Source organism: Streptomyces sp. NPDC046379 (genome assembly GCF_055587785.1).
In genome coordinates this window covers 113,795-137,986 of record NZ_JBVJFP010000006.1, presented here as the reverse complement: position 1 = coordinate 137,986, position 24,192 = coordinate 113,795, and the positions used below count along the sequence as shown (strand labels likewise).

Genomic DNA, 24,192 nt, shown 5'->3' with positions numbered 1-24,192 from the left:
TCAGGGCTCCTCTCCACAAGTCGAAGGCCGGTGTCCTGGGGCGTACACCGGCTGCCGGTGCACCTGGAAAGCCCACCGGACGCTGCCGAGCCTACCCCCAGCAACGCGCCTTTTTCCGAGCCGTTCCACAGTGCGGGTCGCTCCCGCGCATCATGCCCCCGACCGGCGCTTTTCCCACTCGGGCAAGTGAATACGGGCTTGCTCATCTGACCGTTCAGATGAGGGTCCGGCCGCACCTCGGAGCGCTCCGTCCAACACGAGCCGACCCCCGCGAATGCCGCGCTCTGGGCAACGTCTACAGTGGCGTGGTACGCGCGAGCCTTTACCCGGACTTCACACGGCGGGGCTTGCTGGGATGTCTCTGTCAGGGGTGTGCGTGACGGCCGTTGAATCCCGTCCTGCGGGGGTCCTCGGGACGAACCAAAGCCCGGCCCGCCGGCCGTTCGGAGCCCGTGTCGGGGCGTTCGTGGCTCTGACCAAGCCGCGGATCATCGAACTGCTGCTCATCACCACCGTTCCGGTGATGTTCCTCGCCGAGCAGGGTGTCCCGGACCTCGGGCTGGTGCTCGTCACCTGCCTCGCGGGCTATCTGTCCGCGGGCGGCGCGAACGCGCTGAACATGTACATCGACCGCGACATCGACGCGCTGATGGACCGCACCTCGCAGCGTCCGCTGGTCACCGGGATGGTGAGCCCGCGCGAGTGCCTCGCCTTCGGCATCGCCCTCGCGGTCGCCTCCACGCTGCTGTTCGGCCTCGCCGTGAACTGGCTGTCGGCCTGGCTCGCGCTCGGCGCGCTGCTGTTCTACGTCGTCGTCTACACGATGATCCTCAAGCGCCGCACCTCGCAGAACATCGTCTGGGGCGGCATCGCGGGCTGCATGCCGGTGCTGATCGGCTGGTCCGCGGTGACGAACTCGCTGTCGTGGGCGCCGCTCATCCTCTTCCTGGTCATCTTCTTCTGGACGCCGCCGCACTACTGGCCGCTGTCCATGAAGGTCAAGGAGGACTACGCGCGCGTGGGCGTGCCGATGCTGCCGGTCATCGCCTCCAACAAGACGGTCGCGAAGCAGATCGTCGTGTACAGCTGGGTGATGGTCGCGGTCTCCCTGCTGCTGACCCCGCTCGGCTACACCGGCTGGTTCTACACGCTGGTCGCGCTGGCCTCCGGCGGCTGGTGGCTATGGGAGGCGCACGCCCTGATGAACCGGGCGAAGGCCGAGGCCACGGGCGCGAAGCTGAAGGAGATGCGGCTGTTCCACTGGTCCATCACCTATGTGTCGCTGCTGTTCGTGGCGATCGCGGTGGACCCCTTCCTGCGCTGACCTCCCGCGCAGCGGGACTTTTCCGGCCGTAGCGGGCGGGGTGCGTGGTCAAGGCCACGCACCCCGCCCGTCGCCGTTCGATCTACCCGTCGGTAGCATCCTGGCATGGCAGACACGCAGCAGGTTGACGCGAAGGCCGAGCGCAGGGCCGAGCACAAGGCCGCCCGGCTCGCCCGGCAGATCGGCGCCTTCGCCAAGCAGCACGGCGGGGCCGAGGGTCACGTCGCCCACCTCGGGCAGCTCGGCGCGCGGATCGTCCTCGTCGGCGAGGACGGCGGCTGGGGCGACCTGGTGGCCCCCTCGGTCGCCGTCGCCGAGAAGGCGGTCGAGAAGGCCGGCATCACCACTCACGAGTCCTTCGACGGCGAGTTCGCCGCCAAGGTGAAGACCGGACCGTACGAGTGGTCGCGTATGGCCGGCATCCAGGTCGGCGGCCCCTCCAACGACTGAGCGACGGCGACGGCCGGTGCACTGGCCGACCCCGGGCGCCCGCACCCCGCCTGGGCGCACCGGCAGCTGTTCCGGCGGCCGGTCCCCCCGGTCGCCGGGCGCGAGCCGCACGCGTTCGGCCGCGCAGGTCGTCCTCCGGGACGGCCGTCTGATCACCAAGCGGGAGGCGCTGGACGAACCGGGGCGGCTCGGGGCGCCCGCCGAGGTCGTCGAGGACGTCCGCGTCCGGCGCCACGGCGATAACGCCCCGCCCACGCAAGGGTGGACGCGCCGGCGCCCCGAGCCGGTGAGCGGCTACCTCGGCCCGGCCATCGACGCGGTGGTCGCCTCGTACGCGCCGGCCGGCTGAACCTCCGGGACGGGCGGCTCGTCGCCGGCCCGTTCGCGCAGCGACAGCAGCACCCGCAGCGTCGCGATCCACACCAGGCAGGACCCCACCATGTGCAGGCCGACCAGGACCTCGGGCAGGTCCGTGAAGTACTGGACGTAGCCGATGCCGCCCTGCGCCAGCAGTACCAGGAACAGGTCACGCGTCCGGCGCAGCGGCCCGCTCGGGGCGTCGACCGCCCGCAGCACGAACCACAGGGCGAAGACCAGCGTCACCACGATCCACGCGAGGACGGCGTGCAGCCGGGTCACGTCCTCCCACAGGATGCCCAGCGGCATCTCCATGCGCGGCACGTCGCTGGAGTCGCCCGCGTGCGGGCCCATGCCGGTGACGACCGTGCCGACCGCGATCAGCGCGACCGTGACCCCGACCAGGATCCGGACCAGCTGCCGCACCACCGCGCCGACCAGCGGACGCGGGGCGCCGTCGCCCTCGCGAGTGCGCTGCCACATGACCGTGGCGACGGCGATCAGCGCGGAGGAGAGCAGGAAGTGCGCCGCGACCGTGTACGGGTTCAGGCCCACCAGGACGACGATGCCGCCGAGGACCGCGTTGCCCATCACCACCCAGAACTGGGCCCAGCCCAGCCGGGTCAGCCCGCGCCGGAACGGCTTCTGCGAGCGGGCGGCGACGATGGCCCAGCCGACCGCCGCGCACAGCACGTAGGTCAGCATCCGGTTGCCGAACTCGATGGCGCCGTGCAGCCCCATCGCGCTGGTCGCGGTGAGGGATTCGTCGGTGCACTTCGGCCAGGTCGGGCAGCCGAGACCGGAGCCGGTCAGCCGTACGGCGCCGCCGGTGCCCACGATGACCACCGACATGACGAGCGCGGCGAGGGCCGCCCGCTGGACCGTCCGGGGGTCGGGGGTCCAGCGCGCGGCGACGAAGGCGAGGGGGTTGCGCACGGCGGCTGCCGCATCGGCACGGGTCACGTTCAGCACGGGAACCATCGTAGGCCGGGGTTTGTGCACGCTTTCACGAGGGGTCGGCCCGGCCGGTCTCACTCCCAGCGGAAGAACCGTCCGGCCGCGGCCAGGCCCGCCACCGACCAGGCGGCGAGAATGCCGAGGTCCCCCCAGGGCACGCCCGCGCCGTGCCGGAGCACGTCCCGCAGACCGTCCGACAGCGCCGCGATCGGCAGCAGCCCCAGCACCTGCTGGGCGGCGTCCGGGAACTTCTCCAGCGGCACGATCACCCCGCCGCCCACGAGCAGCAGCAGGAAGACGAGGTTGGCCGCGGCGAGCGTCGCCTCGGCCTTCAGGGTGCCCGCCATGAGCAGGCCGAGCCCGGAGAAGGCGGCCGTGCCGAGGACCAGCAGGAGCAGCACGGTCAGCGGGTTGCCGTGCGGGTCCCAGCCGAGCGCCAGGGCGATCACGGTGACGAGCAGCACCTGGAGGACCTCGGTGACCAGCACCGACACCGTCTTGGCGGTCATCAGGCCCCAGCGCGGCAGCGGTGAGGAGGCGAGCCTCTTCAGCACGCCGTAGCGGCGCTCGAAGCCCGTCGCGATGGCCTGGCCGGTGAACGCGGTCGACATCACGGCGAGCGCGAGGACGCCGGGGGCGAGGAAGTCGACGGCCTCGCCCTCGCCGGTGTCGACGACGTCCACGGTGCTGAAGAGGACCAGCAGCAGCGTCGGGATGACCACCGTCAGCAGCAGCTGTTCGCCGTTGCGCAGCAGCATCCGCGTCTCCAGGACGGCCTGCGCGGCGATCATGCGGGGCAGCGGGGCCGCGCCCGGCCTCGGTGCGTAGGCGCCGGTGGTCACGGGCGCGGCTCCTTCCCCGTCGGTTCCGGGCCGTGCCCTCCCGGGGGACGACCCCCGGATCCCCTGCCGTTCGTCGTGCGGGCCGCGGTCACGAGCGCAGCTCCTTCCCCGTCAGTTCCAGGAAGACGTCCTCCAGCGTGTGCCGTTCCACCGAGATGCGGTCCGGCATCACGCCGTGCTGCGCGCACCACGACGTCACCGTGGCCAGCAGCTGCGGGTCGATCTTGCCGACGACCCGGTACGAGCCCGGCGTCGGCTCGGCCGCCGTGCAGTCCGCGGGCAGCGCCTTGAGCAGCGAGCCGACGTCGAGTCCGGGGCGGCCGGTGAAGCGCAGGGTGTTCTCGGCGCCGCCGCGGCACAGCTCCTCGGGGGAGCCCTGGGCGACGACCCGTCCGGCGTCGATGATGGCCACGTCGTCGGCGAGCTGCTCGGCCTCGTCCATGAAGTGGGTGGTGAGGATCACGGCGACGCCGTCGGCGCGCAGGTCGCGGACCAGGTCCCAGGTGGCGCGGCGGGCCTGCGGGTCGAGGCCGGCCGTCGGCTCGTCCAGGAACACCAGCTCGGGCCGGCCCACCACGGCCATGGCCAGCGCGAGCCGCTGCTGCTGGCCGCCGGACAGCCGCCGGTACGCCGTCCGGCCGCAGGAGCCGAGGCCGAGGCGCTCGATCAGGGCGTCGACGTCGAGGGGGTGGGCGTGCAGCCGGGCCACGTGGCGCAGCATCTCGTCCGCGCGGGCGCCGGAGTAGACGCCGCCCGACTGGAGCATCACCCCGATCCGGGGCCGCAGCTCGCGCGACTGGCGCACCGGGTCCAGGCCCAGTACCCGCACGTTCCCGGAGTCGGGCCTGCGGTACCCCTCGCACGTCTCGACCGTGGTCGTCTTGCCGGCGCCGTTGGGACCGAGGACCGCGGTGACACCCGTTCGGGCCACCAGGTCCAGGCCGTTCACCGCGGTCTTGTGGCCGTACCGCTTCACCAGGGCCTGCACCTGGACCACGGGCTCGCTTCGCATGGGTCCAGAGTCTAGGTTCGCCGCGGCCCTCCCCGGCGCCAGGGGTGCGGGAGGATCGCCGTACGATCGGCCAATGATCGTTTCCGCAGGTCATTAGGTATGCCTAAGTGACGCAGCGCACCATTCGCCGGACCGGGCGCGGCTTGTCACCCTCTCGCGAATTACGCAACAATGGTGTTGTGAAAAACGTCGGCGAGGTCCCCCACGAGGAACTCGCGACCGGTGAGCGGTCCACCCGCAACCGCGTCGCGCGGTCCGTCCTGGACCACGGCCCGTCGACCGTCGCCGAACTGGCCGGGCGGCTGGGTCTCACCCAGGCCGCCGTCCGCCGGCACCTGGACGCCCTGGTCGCCGACGACGTGGTCGAGGCGCGCGAGCAGCGGGTGTACGGCGCGCGCACGCGCGGGCGCCCCGCCAAGGTCTTCGCGCTGACCGACCACGGCCGCGAGGCGTTCGACCAGTCGTACGACAAGCTGGCCGCCGACGCGCTGCGCTGGATCGCCGACCGCGAGGGCGGGTCGGAGGCGATCGCCGCCTTCGCCCGCGCCCGGATCGCCGCCCAGAGCGGCGCGTACCGCCGGGCCGTCGAGACGGCGACCCCCGAGGAGCGCACGGAAGCCCTCGCCAAGGCCCTCAGCGCGGACGGGTACGCTGCTACCGCGCGCAGCGCGCCCACCGGCGAGCAGCTGTGCCAGCACCACTGCCCGGTCGCCCACGTCGCCGAGCAGTTCCCCCAGCTGTGCGAGGCCGAGACGGAATTTTTCGCCGAGATTCTCGGTACGCACGTACAGCGGCTGGCGACCATCGCGCACGGCGACGGCGTCTGCACGACGTTCATCCCCAAGATTTCCCACACCGCATCTGCAAGCACGGCCGGGAGGAACCCCGCATGACGCTCCCCACGGAGACTGCCCACCCCGAACTCGAGGGCCTGGGCAAGTACGAATACGGCTGGGCCGACTCCGACACGGCCGGCGCCTCCGCCAGGCGCGGCATCAACGAGGACGTCGTCAAGGACATCTCCGGGAAGAAGTCCGAGCCGGAGTGGATGACCAAGCTCCGCCTCAAGGGCCTGAAGCTGTTCGAGAAGAAGCCCATGCCCAACTGGGGCTCGGACCTGTCGGGCATCGACTTCGACAACATCAAGTACTTCGTGCGCTCCACGGAGAAGCAGGCGGAGTCCTGGGAGGACCTGCCCGAGGACATCAAGAACACCTACGACAAGCTCGGCATCCCCGAGGCGGAGAAGCAGCGCCTCGTCGCGGGCGTCGCCGCGCAGTACGAGTCGGAGGTCGTCTACCACCAGATCCGCGAGGACCTGGAGGAGCAGGGCGTCATCTTCCTCGACACGGACACCGCGCTCAAGCAGCACCCGGAGCTGTTCAAGGAGTACTTCGGCACGGTGATCCCGGCCGGCGACAACAAGTTCGCCGCGCTGAACACCGCCGTGTGGTCCGGCGGCTCCTTCATCTACGTCCCGCCGGGCGTGCACGTCGAGATCCCGCTCCAGGCCTACTTCCGCATCAACACGGAGAACATGGGCCAGTTCGAGCGGACCCTGATCATCGTCGACGAGGGCGCCTACGTGCACTACGTCGAGGGCTGCACGGCGCCGATCTACAAGTCGGACTCGCTGCACTCCGCGGTCGTCGAGATCATCGTCAAGAAGAACGCCCGCTGCCGCTACACGACCATCCAGAACTGGTCGAACAACGTCTACAACCTGGTCACCAAGCGCGCCGTCGCCTACGAGGGCGCGACCATGGAGTGGATCGACGGCAACATCGGCTCCAAGGTGACGATGAAGTACCCGGCCGTCTACCTGATGGGCGAGCACGCCAAGGGCGAGACGCTCTCCATCGCCTTCGCGGGCGAGGGCCAGCACCAGGACGCCGGCGCGAAGATGGTCCACATGGCGCCCAACACCTCCTCCAACATCGTCTCCAAGTCGGTGGCGCGAGGCGGCGGCCGCACCTCCTACCGCGGTCTCATCGAGATCGGCGAGGGCGCCCCGGGCTCCAAGTCGAACGTGCTGTGCGACGCGCTGCTCGTCGACACCATCTCCCGCTCGGACACCTACCCGTACGTGGACGTCCGCGAGGACGACGTCTCCATGGGCCACGAGGCGACCGTCTCCAAGGTCTCCGACGACCAGCTCTTCTACCTGATGAGCCGCGGTCTGTCCGAGGACGAGGCGATGGCGATGATCGTGCGCGGCTTCGTCGAGCCGATCGCCAAGGAACTGCCTATGGAGTACGCGCTGGAGCTCAACCGGCTGATCGAGCTGCAGATGGAGGGCGCGGTCGGCTGACCGTCCCCGCCGCCCCGCCAAGCCACTCACGCACAGGAAAGCGAGCACTACGACAGCCATGGCTGAGGCTCAGAACTCCCCGGTGGGCTCCTCCACCACCGCCGGCGCCATCGCGGTGGCCGCCGAGTCCACCGTCGCCACGCGCATGAGCGCGCCCCCGTCCTTCGACGTGGCGGACTTCCCGGTCCCCCACGGCCGCGAGGAGGAGTGGCGGTTCACCCCGCTGGAGCGCCTGCGCGGCCTGCACGACGGCACCGCCGTCGCCACCGGCGAGGGCGTCCGGATCGAGGTGGAGGCCCCCGAGGGCGTCACCGTCGAGACCGTCGGACGCGACGACGCGCGGCTCGGCCGGGCCGGCACGCCCGTCGACCGCGTCGCCGCCCAGGCGTACTCGGCGTTCGAGAAGGCCTCCGTGATCACCGTCCCCAAGGAGACGGCGCTCACCGAGCCCATCCGCATCGCCGTGCAGGGCCGGGGCGGGGTCGCCTACGGGCACCAGGTCGTGGAGCTCGGAGCCTTCGCCGAGGCCGTCGTCGTCATCGACCACTCCGGTGACGCGGTGCTCGCCGCCAACGTCGACTACGTCCTCGGCGACGGCGCCAAGCTGACCGTCGTCTCCGTCCAGGACTGGGACGACAAGGCCGTGCACGTGGCCCAGCACAACGCCCTCGTCGGCCGCGACGCCACCTTCAAGTCGGTCGTCGTCACCTTCGGCGGCGATGTCGTCCGGCTGCACCCGCGCGTCGCCTACGCCGGCACCGGCGGCGAGGCCGAGCTGTTCGGTCTGTACTTCACCGACGCCGGCCAGCACCAGGAGCACCGCCTGCTGGTCGACCACAACACCCCGCACTGCAAGTCGAACGTCGTCTACAAGGGCGCGCTCCAGGGCAACGACGCGCACGCCGTGTGGATCGGCGACGTGCTGATCGAGGCCAAGGCCGAGGGCACCGACACCTACGAGATGAACCGCAACCTCGTCCTCACGGACGGCGCGCGGGTCGACTCGGTGCCGAACCTGGAGATCGAGACCGGCGAGATCGTCGGCGCCGGCCACGCCTCCGCCACCGGCCGCTTCGACGACGAGCAGCTGTTCTACCTGATGGCCCGCGGCATCCCGGAGTACGAGGCCCGCCGTCTGGTGGTCCGCGGCTTCTTCGCCGAGCTGGTCCAGCAGATCGGCGTCGACGACATCGAGGAGCGCCTCCTCACCAAGATCGACGAGGAGCTGGAGGCGTCGGTCGCATGACCTACGTACGCGCCTGTGGGCTGAGCGAGCTGGCGGAGGACACCCCCAAACGGGTGGAACTCGACGGCACGCCGGTCTCGGTCGTCCGTACCGGGGGAGAGGTGTTCGCCATCCACGACATCTGCTCCCACGCGAACGTCTCGCTGTCCGAGGGCGAGGTGGAGGACTGCCAGATCGAGTGCTGGCTGCACGGCTCCGCGTTCGACCTCCGCACCGGCAAGCCGTCCGGCCTCCCCGCGACGCGCCCCGTCCCCGTATATCCCGTAAAGATCGAAGGGGACGACGTTCTCGTCTCCCTCACCCAGGAGTCCTGAGGCACCCATGGCAACGCTTGAAATCCGAGACCTGCACGTCACCGTCGAGGTCGAGAACGGCACGAAGGAAATCCTCAAGGGTGTCGACCTCACCGTGAAGCAGGGCGAGACGCACGCCATCATGGGCCCCAACGGCTCCGGCAAGTCGACCCTCGCCTACTCCCTCGCGGGTCACCCGAAGTACACGATCACCGGCGGCACCGTCACCCTCGACGGCGAGGACGTCCTGGAGATGTCCGTCGACGAGCGCGCCCGCGCCGGCCTGTTCCTCGCCATGCAGTACCCGGTCGAGGTCCCCGGCGTGTCCGTCTCCAACTTCCTGCGCACCTCCGCCACCGCCATCCGCGGCGAGGCCCCCAAGCTGCGCACCTGGGTGAAGGAGGTCAAGGAGGCCATGGAGCGCCTCAACATGGACCCCGCCTTCGCCGAGCGCAACGTCAACGAGGGCTTCTCCGGCGGTGAGAAGAAGCGCCACGAGATCCTTCAGCTGGAGCTGCTCAAGCCGAAGGTCGCGATCCTCGACGAGACCGACTCCGGCCTCGACGTCGACGCCCTGCGCGTCGTCTCCGAGGGCGTCAACCGCGTCCGCGAGTCCGGCGAGTCCGGCACCCTGCTGATCACGCACTACACGCGGATCCTGCGCTACATCAAGCCCGACCACGTCCACGTCTTCGCGGGCGGCCGGATCGTCGAGTCGGGCGGCCCCGAGCTGGCCGACAAGCTGGAGAACGAGGGCTACGAGGCATACACGAAGGGTGGGGCATCCGCGTGACACAGCTGCCGGGCCTCCTCGACACCGAGGCGATCCGTAAGGACTTCCCGATCCTGGACCGTCTGGTCCACGACGACCGGAAGCTCGTGTACCTGGACAACGCGGCGACCTCGCAGAAGCCGCGGCAGGTGCTGGACGCCCTGAGTGAGTACTACGAGCGCTACAACGCCAACGTCCACCGCGGTGTGCATGTGCTCGCCGAGGAGGCCACGGCGCTGTACGAGGGCGCGCGCGACAAGGTCGCCGAGTTCGTCAACGCGCCCAGCCGCGACGAGGTGATCTTCACCAAGAACGCCTCCGAGTCGCTCAACCTCGTGGCGAACATGCTCGGCTGGGCCGACGAGCCCTACCGGGTGGACGCCGACACCGAGATCGTCATCACGGAGATGGAGCACCACTCCAACATCGTGCCGTGGCAGCTGCTCGCGCAGCGCACCGGCGCGAAGCTGAAGTGGTTCGGCCTCACCGACGACGGCCGCCTCGACCTGTCGAACATCGAGGAGATCATCACCGAGAAGACGAAGATCGTCTCCTTCGTGCTGGTCTCCAACATCCTCGGCACCGTCAACCCGGTCGAGGCGATCGTCCGCCGCGCCCAGGAGGTCGGCGCGCTGGTCTGCGTCGACGCCTCCCAGGCCGCGCCGCACATGCCGCTGGACGTACAGGCCCTCCAGGCCGACTTCGTGGCCTTCACCGGCCACAAGATGTGCGGCCCGACCGGCATCGGCGTCCTGTGGGGCCGCCAGGAACTGCTGGAGGACCTGCCTCCGTTCCTCGGCGGCGGCGAGATGATCGAGACCGTGTCGATGCACTCGTCGACGTACGCCCCCGCCCCGCACAAGTTCGAGGCGGGCACCCCGCCGATCGCCCAGGCGGTCGGTCTCGGCGCGGCGATCGACTACCTCAACTCGATCGGCATGGACAAGATCCTCGCCCACGAGCACGCGCTCACCGAGTACGCGGTGCGCCGGCTGGCCGAGGTCCCCGACCTGCGGATCATCGGCCCCACCACGGCCGAGGACCGCGGCGCCGCGATCTCCTTCACGCTCGGCGACGTCCACCCGCACGACGTGGGCCAGGTCCTCGACGAGCAGGGCATCGCCGTCCGCGTCGGCCACCACTGCGCGCGGCCGGTCTGCCTGCGGTACGGAATTCCCGCGACCACGCGAGCGTCGTTCTATCTGTACTCCACGCCGGCCGAGATCGACGCTCTGGTCGACGGCCTGGAGCACGTACGGAACTTCTTCGGCTGAGGGGCGTGCACAGACGTGAAGCTGGATTCGATGTACCAGGACGTCATCCTGGACCACTACAAGAACCCGCACGGACGGGGCTTGCGGGACGGTGACGCCGAGGTGCACCACGTGAACCCCACGTGCGGCGACGAGATCACGCTGCGCGTGAAGTACGACGGCACGACCGTCAGCGACGTCTCGTACGAGGGCCAGGGCTGCTCGATCAGCCAGGCCAGCGCCTCCGTGCTGAACGAACTGCTGGTCGGCAGGGACCTGGCCGACGCGCAGCGGATCCAGGAGACCTTCCTGGAGCTGATGCAGTCCAAGGGCCGGATCGAGCCGGACGACGCGATGGAGGAGGTCCTGGAGGACGCCGTGGCGTTCGCCGGGGTCTCCAAGTACCCCGCCCGGGTCAAGTGCGCCCTCCTGAGCTGGATGGCGTGGAAGGACGCGACGGCCCAGGCGCTGGGCGCCGACGCCGAAAGGAAGACGGCATGAGCGAGACCGTGGAGATGCAACCGGCCTCGGAGGAAGAGCTCCGCGAGGCCCTGATGGACGTCGTCGACCCCGAGCTGGGCATCGACGTCGTCAACCTCGGACTGATCTACGGCATCCACATCGACGACTCCAATGTGGCGACCGTCGACATGACCCTGACCTCCGCGGCCTGCCCGCTGACGGACGTCATCGAGGACCAGGCCAGGTCCGCCACGGACGGCCTCGTCAGCGAGCTGCGGATCAACTGGGTCTGGATGCCGCCGTGGGGCCCCGACAAGATCACGGACGACGGCCGCGACCAGCTCCGGGCGCTCGGCTTCAACGTCTGAGCAGCCCCGGCCGACCGGTTCGAGCAGCCGGGTCACGGCAGGACGAGGGGAACGGCGACGCCCGCGGGCGGCGCCGTTTTCCGTTTCCTGAGACGGCCCCGACACCGGTTCGCCCGGGCGGGGCCGGTCACGTTAGGTTGCCCTCATGACCGACACGACTGCTCCCCGCACCACCGGCGCCGTGGCCGCCGGCCTCGCCACGATCGCCGCCGACGGCACCGTTCTCGACACCTGGTTCCCCGCCCCCGAGCTGACCGGCGAGCCCGGCCCGGCCGGCACCGAGCGCCTGGACGCCGGCCGCACCGCCGAGCTGCTGGGCGAGCACGGCGCGGCCGCCCTCGGCAAGGACGAGGTGCGCGGCGTGGAGATCGTCGCGGTCCGCACGGTCATCTCCTCCCTGGAGGACAAGCCGCTCGACACGCACGACGCGTATCTGCGCCTGCACCTGCTCTCGCACCGGCTGGTCAGGCCGAACGGGCAGAACCTCGACGGCATCTTCGGCCTGCTGCCCAACGTCGCCTGGACCTCGCTGGGCCCGGTCGCCGTCGACACCCTGGAGACCGTGCGCCTGGCCGCCCGCGCCCGCGGACTGCACCTGAGCGTCTTCGGCGTCGACAAGTTCCCGCGCATGACCGACTACGTCGCCCCGGCGGGCGTGCGCATCGCCGACGCCGACCGCGTCCGCCTCGGCGCCCATCTCGCCGCGGGCACCACGGTCATGCACGAGGGCTTCGTCAACTTCAACGCCGGCACCCTCGGCACCTCCATGGTCGAGGGCCGCATCTCGCAGGGCGTCGTCGTCGGCGACGGCTCCGACATCGGCGGCGGCGCCTCCACCATGGGCACCCTGTCCGGCGGCGGCAAGGAGCGGGTGGCCATCGGCGAGCGCTCCCTGGTCGGCGCCGAGGCCGGCATCGGCATCGCCCTCGGTGACGACTGCGTGGTCGAGGCGGGCCTCTACCTCACCGCCGGGACCCGCGTCACGCTGCCCGACGGCCAGATCGTCAAGGCGCGCGAGCTGTCCGGCGCGTCCAACATCCTCTTCCGCCGCAACTCGGTCACCGGCACGGTCGAGGCCCGGCCGAACAACGCCGAGTGGGGTGGGCTGAACGACGTCCTGCACAGCCACAACTGATCACTTGAAGGGATGACCCGCCGTGTCCTCGGGCCCGTTTCGGCGATGAACGGGTGAACACGGCGTCCGACCGGGCGCCGGAACGCGAGGACGAGGGCTGAGCAGTGATGAAGAACGAGTGGGCGAGGACCGCCGTACGCCGGCTGGGCGTGACGGCCGGGGTGGTGACGGTGTGCTGGCTCCCGGCGGGCGCCGCGCACGCCGACGAGACCAACGCGGACTCGCACAACGGCCCCCGCATCGGCCTGATCAACTTCGGGCAGGTCGACGACCCGATGGAGGACGTGCTCCAGCACGTCCGCGTCCTGGGTCTCGGCGACGTGACGGGCTGAGCGGTCCCCGGCGTCAGGCCGGGACGCTCTCGTACGCCGTCAGCAGCCCGTCGACCGTCGCGCGGTCGGCGGGCCGCAGGGGGGCGCGGACCGGGCCCGCGGGCAGGTCCAGCGCTCCCAGCAGGGCCTTCGCCGTCACGCTGCCGGGCAGGCCCGCCGCCATCATCGCCTCGATCAGAGCGGTGGCCCCCTGCTGGAGTCGCGCCGCCCGCCGGGTGTCGCCCGCGTCGAAGGCGTCCAGCACCTCCCGCGTCCGGCGCGGGAGAACGTTGGCGACCGTGCTGACGCAACCCGTCGCCCCCACCGCGTACAGGGCGAGGTTGTGCTCGTCGCAGCCCGCGTAGTACGCGAGGTCCGTGCGGGCGAGCACCTTCTGGGCGGCCAGGAAGTCGTTGGAGCAGTCCTTCACCGCCACGATCCCCGGATGCCCGGCGAGCCGGAGCAGCGTCTCCGGCTCGATGCGCACCCCGGTGCGGGCCGGGATGTCGTACAGCATCACCGGCAGCCCGCAGCCGTCCGCGACCGCCCGGAAGTGCGCCTCCACCGCGTCCTGCGGGGGCCTGCTGTAGTACGGCGCCACCACCAGCACCGCGTCCGCGCCGGACTTCCGCGCGGCCCGGGCCAGTTCGAGGGTGTGCCGGGTGTCGGCGGTGCCCACGCCCGCGATCACCGGGGCCCGGCCGCCGACCGCCTCCGCCACCGCCGCGATCAGCGCCGACTTCTCCGCGTCGGACGTGGTCGGCGACTCGCCCGTGGTGCCGTTGAGCACCAGACCGTCGCAGCCCTCCTCCACCAGCCGGACGGCGAGCCGCTGCGCGCCCTCCGCGTCCAGCGCGCCGGAGGGGGTGAAGGGCGTGACCATGGCGCACAGGACGCGGCCGAGGGGAGGGGAGGCGGGGTTCGTCATGCGGGTAGTCTCGGCGCAGTGATCGTGAAGCTCCACTTAATTCTGCTTAGGGATATCGGTAAGCAGAGCGAAAGGGTGGACGTGAGGTCACGTCGAGGTCGGGGCCGGGTGGCATGAGGTTCAGCCACTTGTCCGGGTTTCGGCCATGTGTGTCCGGCGGAGGAGAGATGAACCGGGCGGCATGGGTGGAAATCCGTCTAGGCTGAGCCGCCGAGCCCTTCGTACGGCCTTCCAGGCGTCCTAGGAGAACCCGCCGATGTCAGACAGCCCCTCCCTGCCGCCCGTGCGGCTGACCTCCGCAGCGGAGCTGGCGCGCGACGCGCTGTCCACGCCCCTGCTGTCCCGGGCCGTCCGGCTCGCCCGCTGGGCCGGCCCGGACACCCGCGTGGACGCCGGGGGCGCGCTGGCCGACGAGCAGCTGCCGGCCGCGGCCGGCGCGCTCGGGCTGGCCGGGGACGACGCCGCCGCGCTCGCGAGCGAGGCCTGGCGGGTGGCGATGGACGCCGGACTGGTCGACCTCGCCGACGCGGACGCCGGCACCGTCGCGGCCGGCGAGGACCTCGCCCTGGTCACCGGTGGCTCACCGCACGACGTGCTCGGCGTCTGGCTCGCCGCCCTGGAGGCGGTCCTCGCCGACGCGAGCGTGCCCGACCTGGACGGCCTGGCCGACGCGCTGGACGACGGCGGCCGGATCGACCCGGCCGCCCTGGACTGGAACCCGCAGGCCGAGGCGGAGTTCCTCGACGGAGTGCTCGGCAGCCTCTACGCCCTGACCGCGGGCGAGGACGGTCCCGCCGGCGCCGCCCCCGTGCCGCTGCCCGCGCTCGCCGCCTCCGTGCTCGTGCCCGGCGACATGGCCGAGCCCACCGACGCCGTGCTCCGTGAGGTGTCGGAGGCGATGGTCCGGCTGGACGAGCAGTTCCGGACGCTGGAACCGATCGGCCTGGTCGAGTACCGGCCGGTGGACGAGGCCCTGCTGGCCGAGGCCGCGGCCGACGACGACCCGGTGGAGCCCGCCGCGCCGCTGGACGACGCCGACGTCGCCCGCTACGGCATGGTCCGGCTCACGCCGCTCGGCCTGTACGGGCTGCGGGCGCGGCTGCTGGAGGCCGGGTTCACGGCGCCCGTGGTCGGCGATCTCGCGGACAAGGGCGCGGACGCGCTGCTCGACGGCACGGCCGGATACCCGCCGGGTGCCGCCCAGGCCGAGACCGAGCAGTGGCTGGCCCGCCGGGAGGGCCTCGCCGCGGCGCGTGAACTGCTCGCCGCCGCCCGCGGCCAGGACGCCGGGGCCCCGCTGCGCCGGCTGCGCTGCCAGCAGGCCCTGTCCCTGGTCGGCCCCGACGCCGAACCGGCGCTGCGCGAGGTGCTCGACGACCCCGAACTCGGCGGACTGGCCCGCGTCTGGCTCACCGAGCACGGTTTCCCGGACGTTCCCGCACCCTCCGAGGAACTGGTCTTCTGGCTGACCGTCGACACCCTCGCCGCACAGCTCGCCGCCGAGGGCGACTCCGAGGAACTCCACGCCCTGGTCGAGGGCCTCGCGCAGCAGCACGGCGGCTTCTTCACGGCCGCCTGGCGGGTCGACCACCCGGCGACGGCCGACGTCCTGGAGGCGATGGGCCGCATACACCCGGACAAGAAGGTCGCCAAGCAGGCCAGGACCGCGGCCTTCAAGGCCCGCTCCCAGCACGGCGGCTGAGCGGCCCCGGACGAGGCGGCGCCGGACGACGCCCCGGAGCGGTCCCGGACGCGGTCGCCCAACCGGACGGGATGCCGTCGCCCGGCGTTCAACCCCTGTTCAGCGGTGGGCGGAACGGTGTGGCCGAACCAGGTCGCCATCCTCCACGGCCCGCTCACCGTCACAGGAGACAGCATGTCGCTCAGCCGCAGGGACTTCGCCCGGACGACCGCGATCACCGGGGCCGGTGTCGCTCTGACCGGCAGCGTGGGCGCCCTCGCCTCCGCCCCCGGCGCCCTCGCCTCCACCGAGACGGAGACGGCCGGCGCGGCGCCCGGGCGCGACGCCGCCTTCCACGGCGGCGTCGGCTACGGCCCGCTGCTGCCCGACCCCGACGGCATCCTCGCGCTGCCCGCCGGCTTCTCGTACCGGATCCTCACCCACACCGGCAGGACCCGCCTGGAGTCGGGGGAGTTCACCCCGGCCGAGCACGACGGCACGGCGGCCTTCGCCGGTCCGCGCGGCACCACCCTGCTCGTCAACAACCACGAGATGGACGGGCCCCGCGACGAGCAGGAACACCCCGTGCCGCTCGCCGAGGGCCTGGTCTACGACCCGGCCGCGCCCGGCGGCTGCACCGTCGTGGAGATCCGCCGCGACGGCCGTGTCGCCGAGTGGGTCGGCATCTCCGGCACCGCCAACAACTGCGCGGGCGGCACCACCCCGTGGGGCACCTGGCTCACCTGCGAGGAGAACGCCGACCGGGCCGGTGAGAACGGCATGACCAAGGACCACGGCTACGTCTTCGAGGTCGACCCCGTCGACCGGCGCGCCAACCGCCACCCCAAGCCGCTGAAGTTCTTCGGCCGTTACGAGCACGAGGCCGTCGTCATCGACCCCAGGCGCGGTCACGCCTACCTCACCGAGGACGCCGACGAGCCCAACGGCCTGTTCTACCGCTGGACCCCGCCCAAGGGCTTCGCGTACGGCCCCGGCCGGCTGCGCACCCTCGCCGACGACGCCGGCGTCCTCCAGGCGCCCCGCTGCTTCGACTCCGGCGGCCGGTTCGTGGACGACCTCTCCCGCGCCGCCAAGGTCGGCACCGTCTACGGCGTCGACTGGATCGACGTGCCCGACCGGGACGCCCGCGAGGTCGCCGTGCGCGAGCAGTTCGGGCCCGGGGAGGTCACCCGCGCCCGCAAGCTGGAGGGCATGTGGTGGGGCGACGGCGGCGCGTACATCGTCTCCTCGTACGCCCGCGAGGAGAGCCCCGGCCGGCACGACGGGCAGGTCTGGTTCTACGACCCCAAGCGCCGCACCCTCACCCTGAAGGTGCTGCTCGGCGTCAACCCCGACCCGTCGAAGGACGGCGCCCTCGACGGCCCCGACAACATCACCGTCTCCCCGTACGGCGGCCTGATCATCGCCGAGGACGGCGACGGCGTGCAGCACCTGTTCGGCGCGACGGACAGCGGGCGGACGTACCCCATCGCCCGCAACGAGCTGAACATCGGCACCGAGGAGGAGCCGGAGTACAGCGAGTTCACCGGGGTCACCTTCTCGCCGGACGGGAAGACGCTGTTCGCCAACATCCAGGAGCCGGGGATCATGCTGGCGATCACGGGGCCGTGGAAGCGGCAGAAGCGGTGACCTGATCCGCGCCGGCAGAAGCCGGGCGCCCTTCCCGGGGAAGGGCGCCCGCGGGCTGCGGCGCCTCTACAGGGCCTGGGCGGCCGGCTTGACCATGTTGCGGACCGTGCGGGCCTTGACGAAGTCGCCCATCGCGGTCATCTCCCACTCGCCGGTGAACTGGCGGATCAGCTTCGCCATCATCACACCGGTCTGCGGCTCGGCGCCGGTGAGGTCGAAGCGGACCAGTTCCTCGCCGGTCAGGCCGTCCAGGAGGCGGCAGTAGGCCTTGGCGACCTCGGTGAACTTCTGGCCGGAGAAGGAGTTCACCGTGAAGACCAGCCCGGTGACCTCCTGCGGGAGCCGGCCGAGGTCGACCGTGATCACCTCGTCGTCGCCGCCGCCCTCGCCGGTGAGGTTGTCGCCGGAGTGCCGGATCGCGCCGCCCACGATCGTCAGCTTGCCGAAGTAGCAGCTGTCGATGTGATTGCGCTGCGGGCCGTACGCGATGACCGAGGCGTCCAGGTCGATGTCCTTGCCGCGGTAGGCGGGCTCCCAGCCGAGTCCCATCTTCACCTGGGACAGCAGCGGGCGGCCGCCCTTCATCAGGGAGACGGTCTGGTTCTTCTGGAGGCTGACCCGGCCCTTGTCGAGGTTGATCTTCCCGGCGCCGGGCGCGGGGGCGGGCGGCGCGGCCGGGGGCGCGGGCGGCGCCGGCGGAGCCGCCAGGCGCGGGTCCGCCGCCGGCGGGGCGGTCGGCGGCTGCACGGGGGCGGCCGGCGCGGGCTGGGCCGGGGCCGCGGGCTCCTCGACCGTGACGCCGAAGTCGGTGGCGATGCCGGCCAGGCCGTTGGCGTATCCCTGGCCGACGGCGCGGGCCTTCCAGACGCCGTTGCGGAGATAGATCTCCACGACCACCAGCGCCGTCTCGGCCCCGAGCTGCGGGGGCGTGAACGTGGCCAGCACGCTGTCGTCGTCCGCGTTGCGGATCGTGGCGGTCGGCTCGATGCCCTGGAAGGTCTGGCCGGCCGCGTCCGGACTGGCCGTGACGACGATCTTCTCGATCCCCGGGGGCACCGCCGCGGTGTCCACGGTGATGGCGTCGGGAGCGGCGCCGCCGCCGGAGCGGTAGGTCACGCCGGGGCCGCTGGGCTGGTTGTAGAAGATGAAGTCGTCGTCGGAGCGCACCTTGCCGTCGGCGGTGAGCAGCAGGCCCGAAACGTCGAGCCGCACCGGTGCGGCGACGTCCACCGTCACGCGCGCGGCGGGCAGAGGGATGTTCGAGCCGGGGGTCATAGCTGTCATGCCGGGTCAACGAGCGAGGCCGTTTTACCGTTCCCTTACCGTCCCCATTCGGCGGGGCGGCCGAGGACGCGCGCGGCGGCGGGGAGGGCGCCGTGCAACGTCCCCGGCCCCGGCGGCGGCGCCGGACGGGGCCCTCGGCCCGGCGACGGCTACGGCACCACCACGATCTTGCGGCCCACGCCCGACGCGAACTGGGCCAGGGCCTCCGGGTAGCGGTCCAGGGGGACGCGGTCGCTGATGAAGAGGTCCGGGTCCAGGACCCCGGTGGCGAAGAGTTCCGCCGCGCGTTCGAAGCTGTGCAGGACCGCCATCGACCCGGTGATGGTGATCTCCTGGTTGTAGACGCGGTACGGGTCGATGGTCACCCGGGTCGCGTAGTCGGCGACGCCGAACTGGAGGAACGTGCCCGCCTTGGCCACCCGGTCCAGGCCGTCCTGGATCGCCGCCGCGTTGCCCGTCGCGTCGATCACCAGGTCCCAGCCCTGGGGGCGGTCCAGTTCGTCCGGGTCCGTCGCGCAGGCGCTCACCCCGAGCCGGCGGGCGGTCTCCAGGCGGGCCGGGTTGACGTCGACCACGTCCACGCTCGCCGCGCCCGTCCGCTTGGCCAGCTCCAGCATCATCAGGCCCATCGTCCCGGAGCCGTAGATCAGGACGTGGGCGCCGAGGCGGGAGCGCAGGACGTCGTAGCCGCGCACCGCGCAGGACAGGGGTTCGATCAGGGCGGCGTCCTGGGTGCGGACGTGGTCGGGCAGCTTCACGCAGTTCGCCACGGGCGCGAGGGCGTAGCGGGCCGCGCCGCCGGGTGTGGTCACGCCGATCGCCGCCCAGCGTTCGCAGAGGTTGTTGTGGCCGGTGCGGCAGTAACGGCACTCGTGGCAGTAGAGGGAGGGGTCGACCGCGACCCGGTCGCCGGGAGAGACCTCGGTGACCCGTGTGCCGACCGCGACCACCTCGCCCGCGAACTCGTGGCCCGGCACGATCGGCAGCTTCGGGGCGAACTCGCCCTGGAGGATGTGCAGGTCCGTGCCGCACAGTCCGCACGCCGCGACCTCCACGACGACGTCGCGGGGGCCCGGCGCCGGGTCCGGAACCTCGGCGACGACGGCCCGGCCGGCGGACTCGATGACGGCGGCCTTCATTTCACTGCTCCCAACGACAGGCCCTGGACCAGCTTGTCCTGGGCGGCGAACCCCGCGGCGAGCACCGGCAGGGAGACGACGAGCGACGCGGCGCACACCTTCGCCAGGAACAGGCCCTGGCTGGTGATGAAGCCGGTCAGGAAGACGGGGGCGGTCCCGGCGACCACGCCGGTCACCACCCGGGCGAACAGCAGCTCGTTCCAGCTGAAGATGAAGCAGATCAGGGCGGTGGCGGCGATGCCCGGAAGGGAGATGGGGGCGACCACACGGGTCAGGATCACCGGCAGCCGGGCGCCGTCGACGCGGGCGGCCTCGATCACCGCCACCGGGATCTCGGCGAGGAAGGACTGCATCATCCACACCGCGATCGGCAGGTTCATGGAGGTGTAGAGGACGACGAGGAGCCAGATGTTGTCGAGCAGTCCGGCGTTCTTCGCGAAGAGGTAGATCGGCAGCAGGCCCGCCACGGCCGGCAGCATCTTGGTGGAGAGGAAGAAGAACAGGACGTCCGTCCACTTGCGCACCGGCCGGATCGACAGGGCGTACGCGGCGGGCAGCGCCAGCAGCAGGACGCAGACGGTGGAGACGACCGACGCCACCGCCGAGTTGATCAGGGCGGGCCAGGGGCTCGCGCCGCCGCCCGCGCCGAAGAACTCGCGGTAGCCGTCCAGGGTGAGGGCTGCGGTGAACGACGGCGGGTTGGTCGCGGCGTCCTCCTCCGAGTGGAAGGACGTCAGCGCCATCCAGGCGATCGGCAGGAAGAACACGATGCCGGCCAGCCAGGCGGCCAGGCCCAGACCGACGCCCTTGCGGCGTGCGGTCGTCGCGGCGACGGCGCTCATGCGCGGGACACCTCCTCGCGGAACAGGGACGACACCACGCGCAGCGCGAAGGTGGCGATGACGAGGGAGCCGACGACCACCAGGACGCCGGCGGCCGAGGCGAGGCCGTTCTCGTGGGCCTGGTAGAAGCTCTGGTAGACGGTGTAGGGGAGGTTGGCGGTGCCGAGGCCGCCGGAGGTGAGGGTGAAGACGGCGTCGAAGTTCTGCACGATGTGGATCGAGCCGAGCAGGGCGCCGAGTTCGAGGTAGCGGCGCAGATGCGGCAGCGTGAGGTGGCGGAAGACCTGCCAGTCGCTCGCCCCGTCGACGCGGGCGGCCTCCGCCTGCTCGGGATCGCGGCTCTGGAGGCCCGCCAGCAGGATGAGCATCATGAACGGCGTCCACTGCCAGACCAGCGAGGCCTGCACCGCGAGCAGCGGGGTGTTCGAGATCCAGTCGGGCTGCGGGCCGCCGACGTACTGCAACAGGCCGTTGAACAGGCCGTACTCGGGGTTGTAGAGGACGTGCTTCCACAGCAGCGCCGCTGCCACCGGGACCACCAGGAACGGCGCGATGAGCAGGGTGCGCACCACGCCCCGGCCGCGGAATCGGCGGTCCAGCAGCAGCGCGAGCAGCAGGCCCAGGACCAGGCTCGTGAGCACCACGCCCGCCGTGAGCAGGGCCGTCGTCCACACCGAGCGGCGCAGGTCCGGATCGGTCAGCACCTCCCGGTAGTTGTCGAGGCCGGTGAAGTGACGGGCGTCCGGATACAGGGCGTTCCAGTCGAAGAAGGAGATCACCAGCGTCGCCACGAACGGCAGCTGGGTCACCACGATCATGAAGACCAGGGCGGGCAGCAGCGGCGCCCGCGTGGACCAGGCGCGCAGCCGCGGCGAGGGCCGGCGGACGGGGGCGGGGAGCGGGGGAGCGGCCACGGGGGCCGGCGTCGGCGTCGTCGCGGTCATCGTCCCTCGTACTCCTCGGAGATCTTCTCGGCGAGCTGCTGGGACCTGCGCAGGGCCGCCTCGACGGACTGGCGTCCCGCGATGGCCGCGCTGATCTCCTGGGAGACCCTGGTGCCCAGATCGGTGAACTCGGGGATGCCGACGAACTGGATGCCGGGCGCCGGGCGCGGCTGCACCCCCGGGTCGGTGGGCCGGGCGGCCTCGATGGCCCGCTTGGTCATCTCCTGGAAGGCGGCGGCCTCCCGGCGGTACGCCGGGTGCGCGTACGTCGAGGCGCGCTTGCCGGCCGGGACGCTGGACCAGCCGATCTCCTCGCCGACCAGCTCCTCGTACTCCTTGCCGGACGCCCAGGAGACGAACTTCCACGCCTTGTCCGGGTTGCGGGAGGCCTTCTGGATGCCCCAGGCCCAGGTGTAGAGCCAGCCCGAGGACTCCGTCCGCTCGACGGGCGCGGGGGCGTAGCCGATCCTTCCTTTGACCGGGGAGCCGGCGGACTCCAGGGCGCCGGCCGCCGAGGTGGCGTCGTACCACATGGCGACCTTGCCCTGGGTCATGTTGTTGAGGCACTCCGCGAACCCGGCCTGGGGCGCCCCGGACTCGCCGTGCTCGCGCACCAGGTCGACATAGAACTTCGTCGCCTTCTCGAACTCGGGGGAGTCCAGGCGGGCCGTCCAGTCGCGGTCGAACCAGGTGCCGCCGAAGGTGTTCACGACGGTCGTCAGCGGCGCCATCACCTCGCCCCAGCCGGGCAGTCCGCGCAGGCAGATGCCCTTCATGCCGGGTTTCGCCCCGTCGGCGCGGGCGGCCAGCTCGGCGACCTGGGTCCAGGTGGGGCGCTCGGGCATCGTCAGGCCCGCCTCGGCGAAGACGTCCTTGCGGTACATCAGGAAGGACGACTCGCCGTAGAAGGGCTGTCCGTAGAGCTTGCCGTCGTCGCCGGTGAGCGACTCGCGCATCGGCCTCAGCACGTCCCCCTCGTCGTACGCCGGGTCGGCGGCGACGTAGGAGTCCATCGCGTGCAGCCAGCCGTTGCGGGCGTAGATCGGGATCTCGTAGTTGGAGAGGGTGGCGACGTCGTACTGGCCCGCCTGGTTGGCGAAGTCCTGGCTGATCTTGTCGCGGACGTCGTTCTCGGGCAGCACGGTGAAGTGGACCTCGATGCCGGTCTTCCGGGTGAAGTGCTCGGCGGTGAGCTTGCGCAGGTCGGTCATCTGGGGGTTGTTGACCATCAGGACGTTGAGGGAATCGCCGCCGGATCCGGCTCCGCCCGCTCCGGTCCAGCAGCCGGAGAGCAGCGGGGCGAGCAGCGTCCCTGCGGCGGCCGCGGCGAGCGCGGCTCGCGGCCTCCGTCGGCTCGGGGTGCGCATGGATCGCTCCTGGGTGCGTGAGGGGTTGGGGGAGTGGGGGACGGGGGTGGGGGAGGCGTGAAGGGGCTTATCGGTGCATAAGGGGCATCGGCGGGTGTGGGGGTGCCCTGCGGGCGTGAGGGCGGTGGGTCAGACGCGGATCACCTGAGGGCCGAGCAGGGAGTAGCGGTGGGCCTCGGCGGCCGGGAGCAGCGTGCTGGTGACGATGGCCTGCAGCGCGCCGATCTCGGCGAAGCGGCAGAAGCCGGCCGCCCCGAACTTGGTGTGGACGCCGGTGAACACGGTCCGCCTGGCCGACCGGATCGCCTGCGCCTTGACCTCGCCGACGGCCGGGTCCGGGGTGGTCAGCCCGTGTTCGCGGGAGATGCCGTTGGCGCCGATGTAGGCGAGGTCGAGGACGAACCCGGCCAGCATCCTCGTCGTCCAGTGGTCGACGGTGGCCAGCGTTCCGGCGCGGACCCGGCCGCCGAGCAGCAGCACGGAGACGTTCCCGGCCCCGGCGAGCGCGCCCGCGACCGGCAGGGAGGCGGTCACCACGGTCAGCGGGCGGTCACGGGGCAGGCCCTCGGCGACGAGCTGGGGGGTGAAGCCCTCGTCGACGAAGACCGTCTCGGCGTCGCCGAGCAGTTCGGCCGCGGCGGCCGCGATCCGGCGCTTCTCGGGGACGTGACTGGTGACGCGGTAGGCGAGCGTCGTCTCGAAGCCGGCGCTCTCCACCGGATAGGCGCCGCCGTGGGTGCGGCGCAGCAGGCCGTGGTCCTCCAGGACGCGCAGATCGCGCCGGACGGTCTCCTTGGCGACGCCGAGATCGGCGGCGAGGGCGGTGACGGCGACCGAGCCCTTGGCGCGCGCGGCCCGGACGATCGCGCGCCTGCGCTCCTCCGCGGTCGCCGCCGTTTCCGCCGCGTCCGCCGCCTCCGCCGTCGTCATCGCCGTTCCCCGCTTTCCCGCCGCGTCTTCTGGCCGGCCGACCCGGGCCGAACGGGCCCGGAACCGCCCGTTCGGGCCCGGTGGGGCCTTGGCGGAATTTCTACAGCGGGGGCGGGGCGCTGAACAGGTCTGTTCCGGAACCGATGGCGCCCGTTCGTGCCCGTTCGGTCCGGCGGGGTCCCGTCTCGGACCTGCGCGGGCGGGCACGGGGGCGGGAAAGCGGGCGTCGCGGGTGCCCGAATGCGGCGGCGGGGGGGGGGGGGGGGGGGGCCCCCCCCCCCCCCCCCAGAGCTCCTTCCCCCTTTTACGCGGGGTTTTTGTCTGTGGGGCCCCC

Annotated in this window: 25 protein-coding genes; 15 read left to right on the top strand and 10 right to left on the bottom strand. The window is 71.8% G+C overall.

The features are described from left to right. Window positions 1–355 precede the first annotated feature (355 nt). From ACZ6KF_RS13310 to ACZ6KF_RS13300, 3 genes are all read left to right on the top strand, one after another. Complete coding sequence (locus ACZ6KF_RS13310) at window positions 356–1,324, top strand: heme o synthase (RefSeq protein ID WP_469159803.1); 969 nt, start codon at window positions 356–358, stop codon at window positions 1,322–1,324. A gap of 105 nt (window positions 1,325–1,429) precedes the next feature. Further along, the gene (locus tag ACZ6KF_RS13305; RefSeq protein ID WP_356635591.1) at window positions 1,430–1,774 is read left to right on the top strand and encodes a hypothetical protein; all 345 of its coding nucleotides are present in this window, start codon (window positions 1,430–1,432) and stop codon (window positions 1,772–1,774) included. Window positions 1,775–1,790: 16 nt separating this feature from the next. Next, window positions 1,791–2,123 (top strand): hypothetical protein, encoded by a 333-nt coding sequence (locus tag ACZ6KF_RS13300; protein ID WP_469238475.1) that lies wholly within the window; start codon window positions 1,791–1,793, stop codon window positions 2,121–2,123. Here the strand turns inward: ACZ6KF_RS13300 and ACZ6KF_RS13295 are convergent. The 3 genes from ACZ6KF_RS13295 to ACZ6KF_RS13285 all read right to left on the bottom strand — a co-directional run bounded on the left by ACZ6KF_RS13295 (window position 2,069) and on the right by ACZ6KF_RS13285 (window position 4,942). Further along, window positions 2,069–3,112, bottom strand: a complete 1,044-nt coding sequence (locus ACZ6KF_RS13295; protein WP_469159805.1) for a COX15/CtaA family protein — start codon at window positions 3,110–3,112, stop codon at window positions 2,069–2,071. The genes ACZ6KF_RS13300 and ACZ6KF_RS13295 overlap by 55 nt on opposite strands. A gap of 50 nt (window positions 3,113–3,162) precedes the next feature. Then, window positions 3,163–3,879, bottom strand: a complete 717-nt coding sequence (locus tag ACZ6KF_RS13290) for an ABC transporter permease (protein WP_356635637.1) — start codon at window positions 3,877–3,879, stop codon at window positions 3,163–3,165. Window positions 3,880–4,018: 139 nt separating this feature from the next. Next, window positions 4,019–4,942 carry an ABC transporter ATP-binding protein gene (locus ACZ6KF_RS13285; RefSeq protein WP_469238474.1) on the bottom strand — a complete coding sequence of 308 codons (924 nt, stop codon included), beginning with the start codon at window positions 4,940–4,942 and terminating at the stop codon, window positions 4,019–4,021. 179 nt (window positions 4,943–5,121) lie between these two features. On the opposite strand from ACZ6KF_RS13285, the gene ACZ6KF_RS13280 reads away from it, so the two are divergent. The 10 genes from ACZ6KF_RS13280 to ACZ6KF_RS13235 all read left to right on the top strand — a co-directional run bounded on the left by ACZ6KF_RS13280 (window position 5,122) and on the right by ACZ6KF_RS13235 (window position 13,114). Beyond that, complete coding sequence (locus ACZ6KF_RS13280) at window positions 5,122–5,835, top strand: helix-turn-helix transcriptional regulator (RefSeq protein ID WP_356635597.1); 714 nt, start codon at window positions 5,122–5,124, stop codon at window positions 5,833–5,835. Further along, the gene (sufB, locus tag ACZ6KF_RS13275) at window positions 5,832–7,253 is read left to right on the top strand and encodes a Fe-S cluster assembly protein SufB (RefSeq protein ID WP_356635599.1); all 1,422 of its coding nucleotides are present in this window, start codon (window positions 5,832–5,834) and stop codon (window positions 7,251–7,253) included. Before ACZ6KF_RS13280 ends, sufB begins: the two co-directional genes overlap by 4 nt. A 58-nt stretch (window positions 7,254–7,311) precedes the next feature. Continuing rightward, the gene (sufD, locus tag ACZ6KF_RS13270) at window positions 7,312–8,499 is read left to right on the top strand and encodes a Fe-S cluster assembly protein SufD (protein ID WP_356635601.1); all 1,188 of its coding nucleotides are present in this window, start codon (window positions 7,312–7,314) and stop codon (window positions 8,497–8,499) included. Next, complete coding sequence (locus ACZ6KF_RS13265) at window positions 8,496–8,813, top strand: non-heme iron oxygenase ferredoxin subunit (RefSeq protein ID WP_356635603.1); 318 nt, start codon at window positions 8,496–8,498, stop codon at window positions 8,811–8,813. Before sufD ends, ACZ6KF_RS13265 begins: the two co-directional genes overlap by 4 nt. 7 nt (window positions 8,814–8,820) lie before the next feature. Beyond that, on the top strand, window positions 8,821–9,585 hold the full coding sequence (gene sufC / locus ACZ6KF_RS13260; RefSeq protein ID WP_356635605.1) for a Fe-S cluster assembly ATPase SufC: 765 nt from the start codon (window positions 8,821–8,823) through the stop codon (window positions 9,583–9,585). Continuing rightward, the gene (locus ACZ6KF_RS13255) at window positions 9,582–10,838 is read left to right on the top strand and encodes a cysteine desulfurase (protein WP_356635607.1); all 1,257 of its coding nucleotides are present in this window, start codon (window positions 9,582–9,584) and stop codon (window positions 10,836–10,838) included. Before sufC ends, ACZ6KF_RS13255 begins: the two co-directional genes overlap by 4 nt. Before the next feature lie 15 nt (window positions 10,839–10,853). Then, window positions 10,854–11,318 carry a Fe-S cluster assembly sulfur transfer protein SufU gene (gene sufU, locus ACZ6KF_RS13250; protein WP_356635609.1) on the top strand — a complete coding sequence of 155 codons (465 nt, stop codon included), beginning with the start codon at window positions 10,854–10,856 and terminating at the stop codon, window positions 11,316–11,318. Further along, window positions 11,315–11,647: a metal-sulfur cluster assembly factor gene (locus ACZ6KF_RS13245; RefSeq protein ID WP_356635611.1), complete on the top strand. Its 333-nt coding sequence runs from the start codon at window positions 11,315–11,317 to the stop codon at window positions 11,645–11,647. Before sufU ends, ACZ6KF_RS13245 begins: the two co-directional genes overlap by 4 nt. Window positions 11,648–11,792: 145 nt before the next feature. Continuing rightward, window positions 11,793–12,782, top strand: a complete 990-nt coding sequence (dapD, locus tag ACZ6KF_RS13240) for a 2,3,4,5-tetrahydropyridine-2,6-dicarboxylate N-succinyltransferase (protein ID WP_356635613.1) — start codon at window positions 11,793–11,795, stop codon at window positions 12,780–12,782. A 107-nt stretch (window positions 12,783–12,889) separates the two neighbouring features. Next, window positions 12,890–13,114, top strand: coding sequence for a hypothetical protein (locus tag ACZ6KF_RS13235; RefSeq protein ID WP_356635639.1), 225 nt, complete (start codon window positions 12,890–12,892; stop codon window positions 13,112–13,114). Between the two features lie 13 nt (window positions 13,115–13,127). Here the strand turns inward: ACZ6KF_RS13235 and dapA are convergent, their stop codons facing one another. Beyond that, window positions 13,128–14,021: a 4-hydroxy-tetrahydrodipicolinate synthase gene (gene dapA, locus ACZ6KF_RS13230; protein ID WP_356635615.1), complete on the bottom strand. Its 894-nt coding sequence runs from the start codon at window positions 14,019–14,021 to the stop codon at window positions 13,128–13,130. A gap of 256 nt (window positions 14,022–14,277) precedes the next feature. Between dapA and ACZ6KF_RS13225 the strand changes: the two genes are divergently transcribed. Continuing rightward, complete coding sequence (locus ACZ6KF_RS13225) at window positions 14,278–15,723, top strand: hypothetical protein (protein WP_469238473.1); 1,446 nt, start codon at window positions 14,278–14,280, stop codon at window positions 15,721–15,723. A gap of 174 nt (window positions 15,724–15,897) precedes the next feature. Further along, on the top strand, window positions 15,898–17,352 hold the full coding sequence (locus tag ACZ6KF_RS13220; RefSeq protein ID WP_356635619.1) for an alkaline phosphatase PhoX: 1,455 nt from the start codon (window positions 15,898–15,900) through the stop codon (window positions 17,350–17,352). Window positions 17,353–17,418: 66 nt separating this feature from the next. Here the strand turns inward: ACZ6KF_RS13220 and ACZ6KF_RS13215 are convergent, their stop codons facing one another. From ACZ6KF_RS13215 to ACZ6KF_RS13190, 6 genes are all read right to left on the bottom strand, one after another. Continuing rightward, window positions 17,419–18,627 (bottom strand): TerD family protein, encoded by a 1,209-nt coding sequence (locus tag ACZ6KF_RS13215; RefSeq protein WP_469238527.1) that lies wholly within the window; start codon window positions 18,625–18,627, stop codon window positions 17,419–17,421. 158 nt (window positions 18,628–18,785) lie between these two features. Next, on the bottom strand, window positions 18,786–19,775 hold the full coding sequence (locus ACZ6KF_RS13210; RefSeq protein WP_356635621.1) for a zinc-dependent alcohol dehydrogenase family protein: 990 nt from the start codon (window positions 19,773–19,775) through the stop codon (window positions 18,786–18,788). Continuing rightward, entirely contained in the window at window positions 19,772–20,617 is an 846-nt protein-coding gene (locus ACZ6KF_RS13205; RefSeq protein ID WP_469238472.1) for a carbohydrate ABC transporter permease, read from the bottom strand. Before ACZ6KF_RS13205 ends, ACZ6KF_RS13210 begins: the two co-directional genes overlap by 4 nt. After that, window positions 20,614–21,561, bottom strand: coding sequence for a carbohydrate ABC transporter permease (locus tag ACZ6KF_RS13200; protein ID WP_356635625.1), 948 nt, complete (start codon window positions 21,559–21,561; stop codon window positions 20,614–20,616). Before ACZ6KF_RS13200 ends, ACZ6KF_RS13205 begins: the two co-directional genes overlap by 4 nt. After that, on the bottom strand, window positions 21,558–22,928 hold the full coding sequence (locus ACZ6KF_RS13195; RefSeq protein WP_356635627.1) for an ABC transporter substrate-binding protein: 1,371 nt from the start codon (window positions 22,926–22,928) through the stop codon (window positions 21,558–21,560). Before ACZ6KF_RS13195 ends, ACZ6KF_RS13200 begins: the two co-directional genes overlap by 4 nt. A 129-nt stretch (window positions 22,929–23,057) precedes the next feature. Then, window positions 23,058–23,858 (bottom strand): DeoR/GlpR family DNA-binding transcription regulator, encoded by an 801-nt coding sequence (locus ACZ6KF_RS13190; RefSeq protein WP_356635629.1) that lies wholly within the window; start codon window positions 23,856–23,858, stop codon window positions 23,058–23,060. Window positions 23,859–24,192 lie beyond the last annotated feature (334 nt).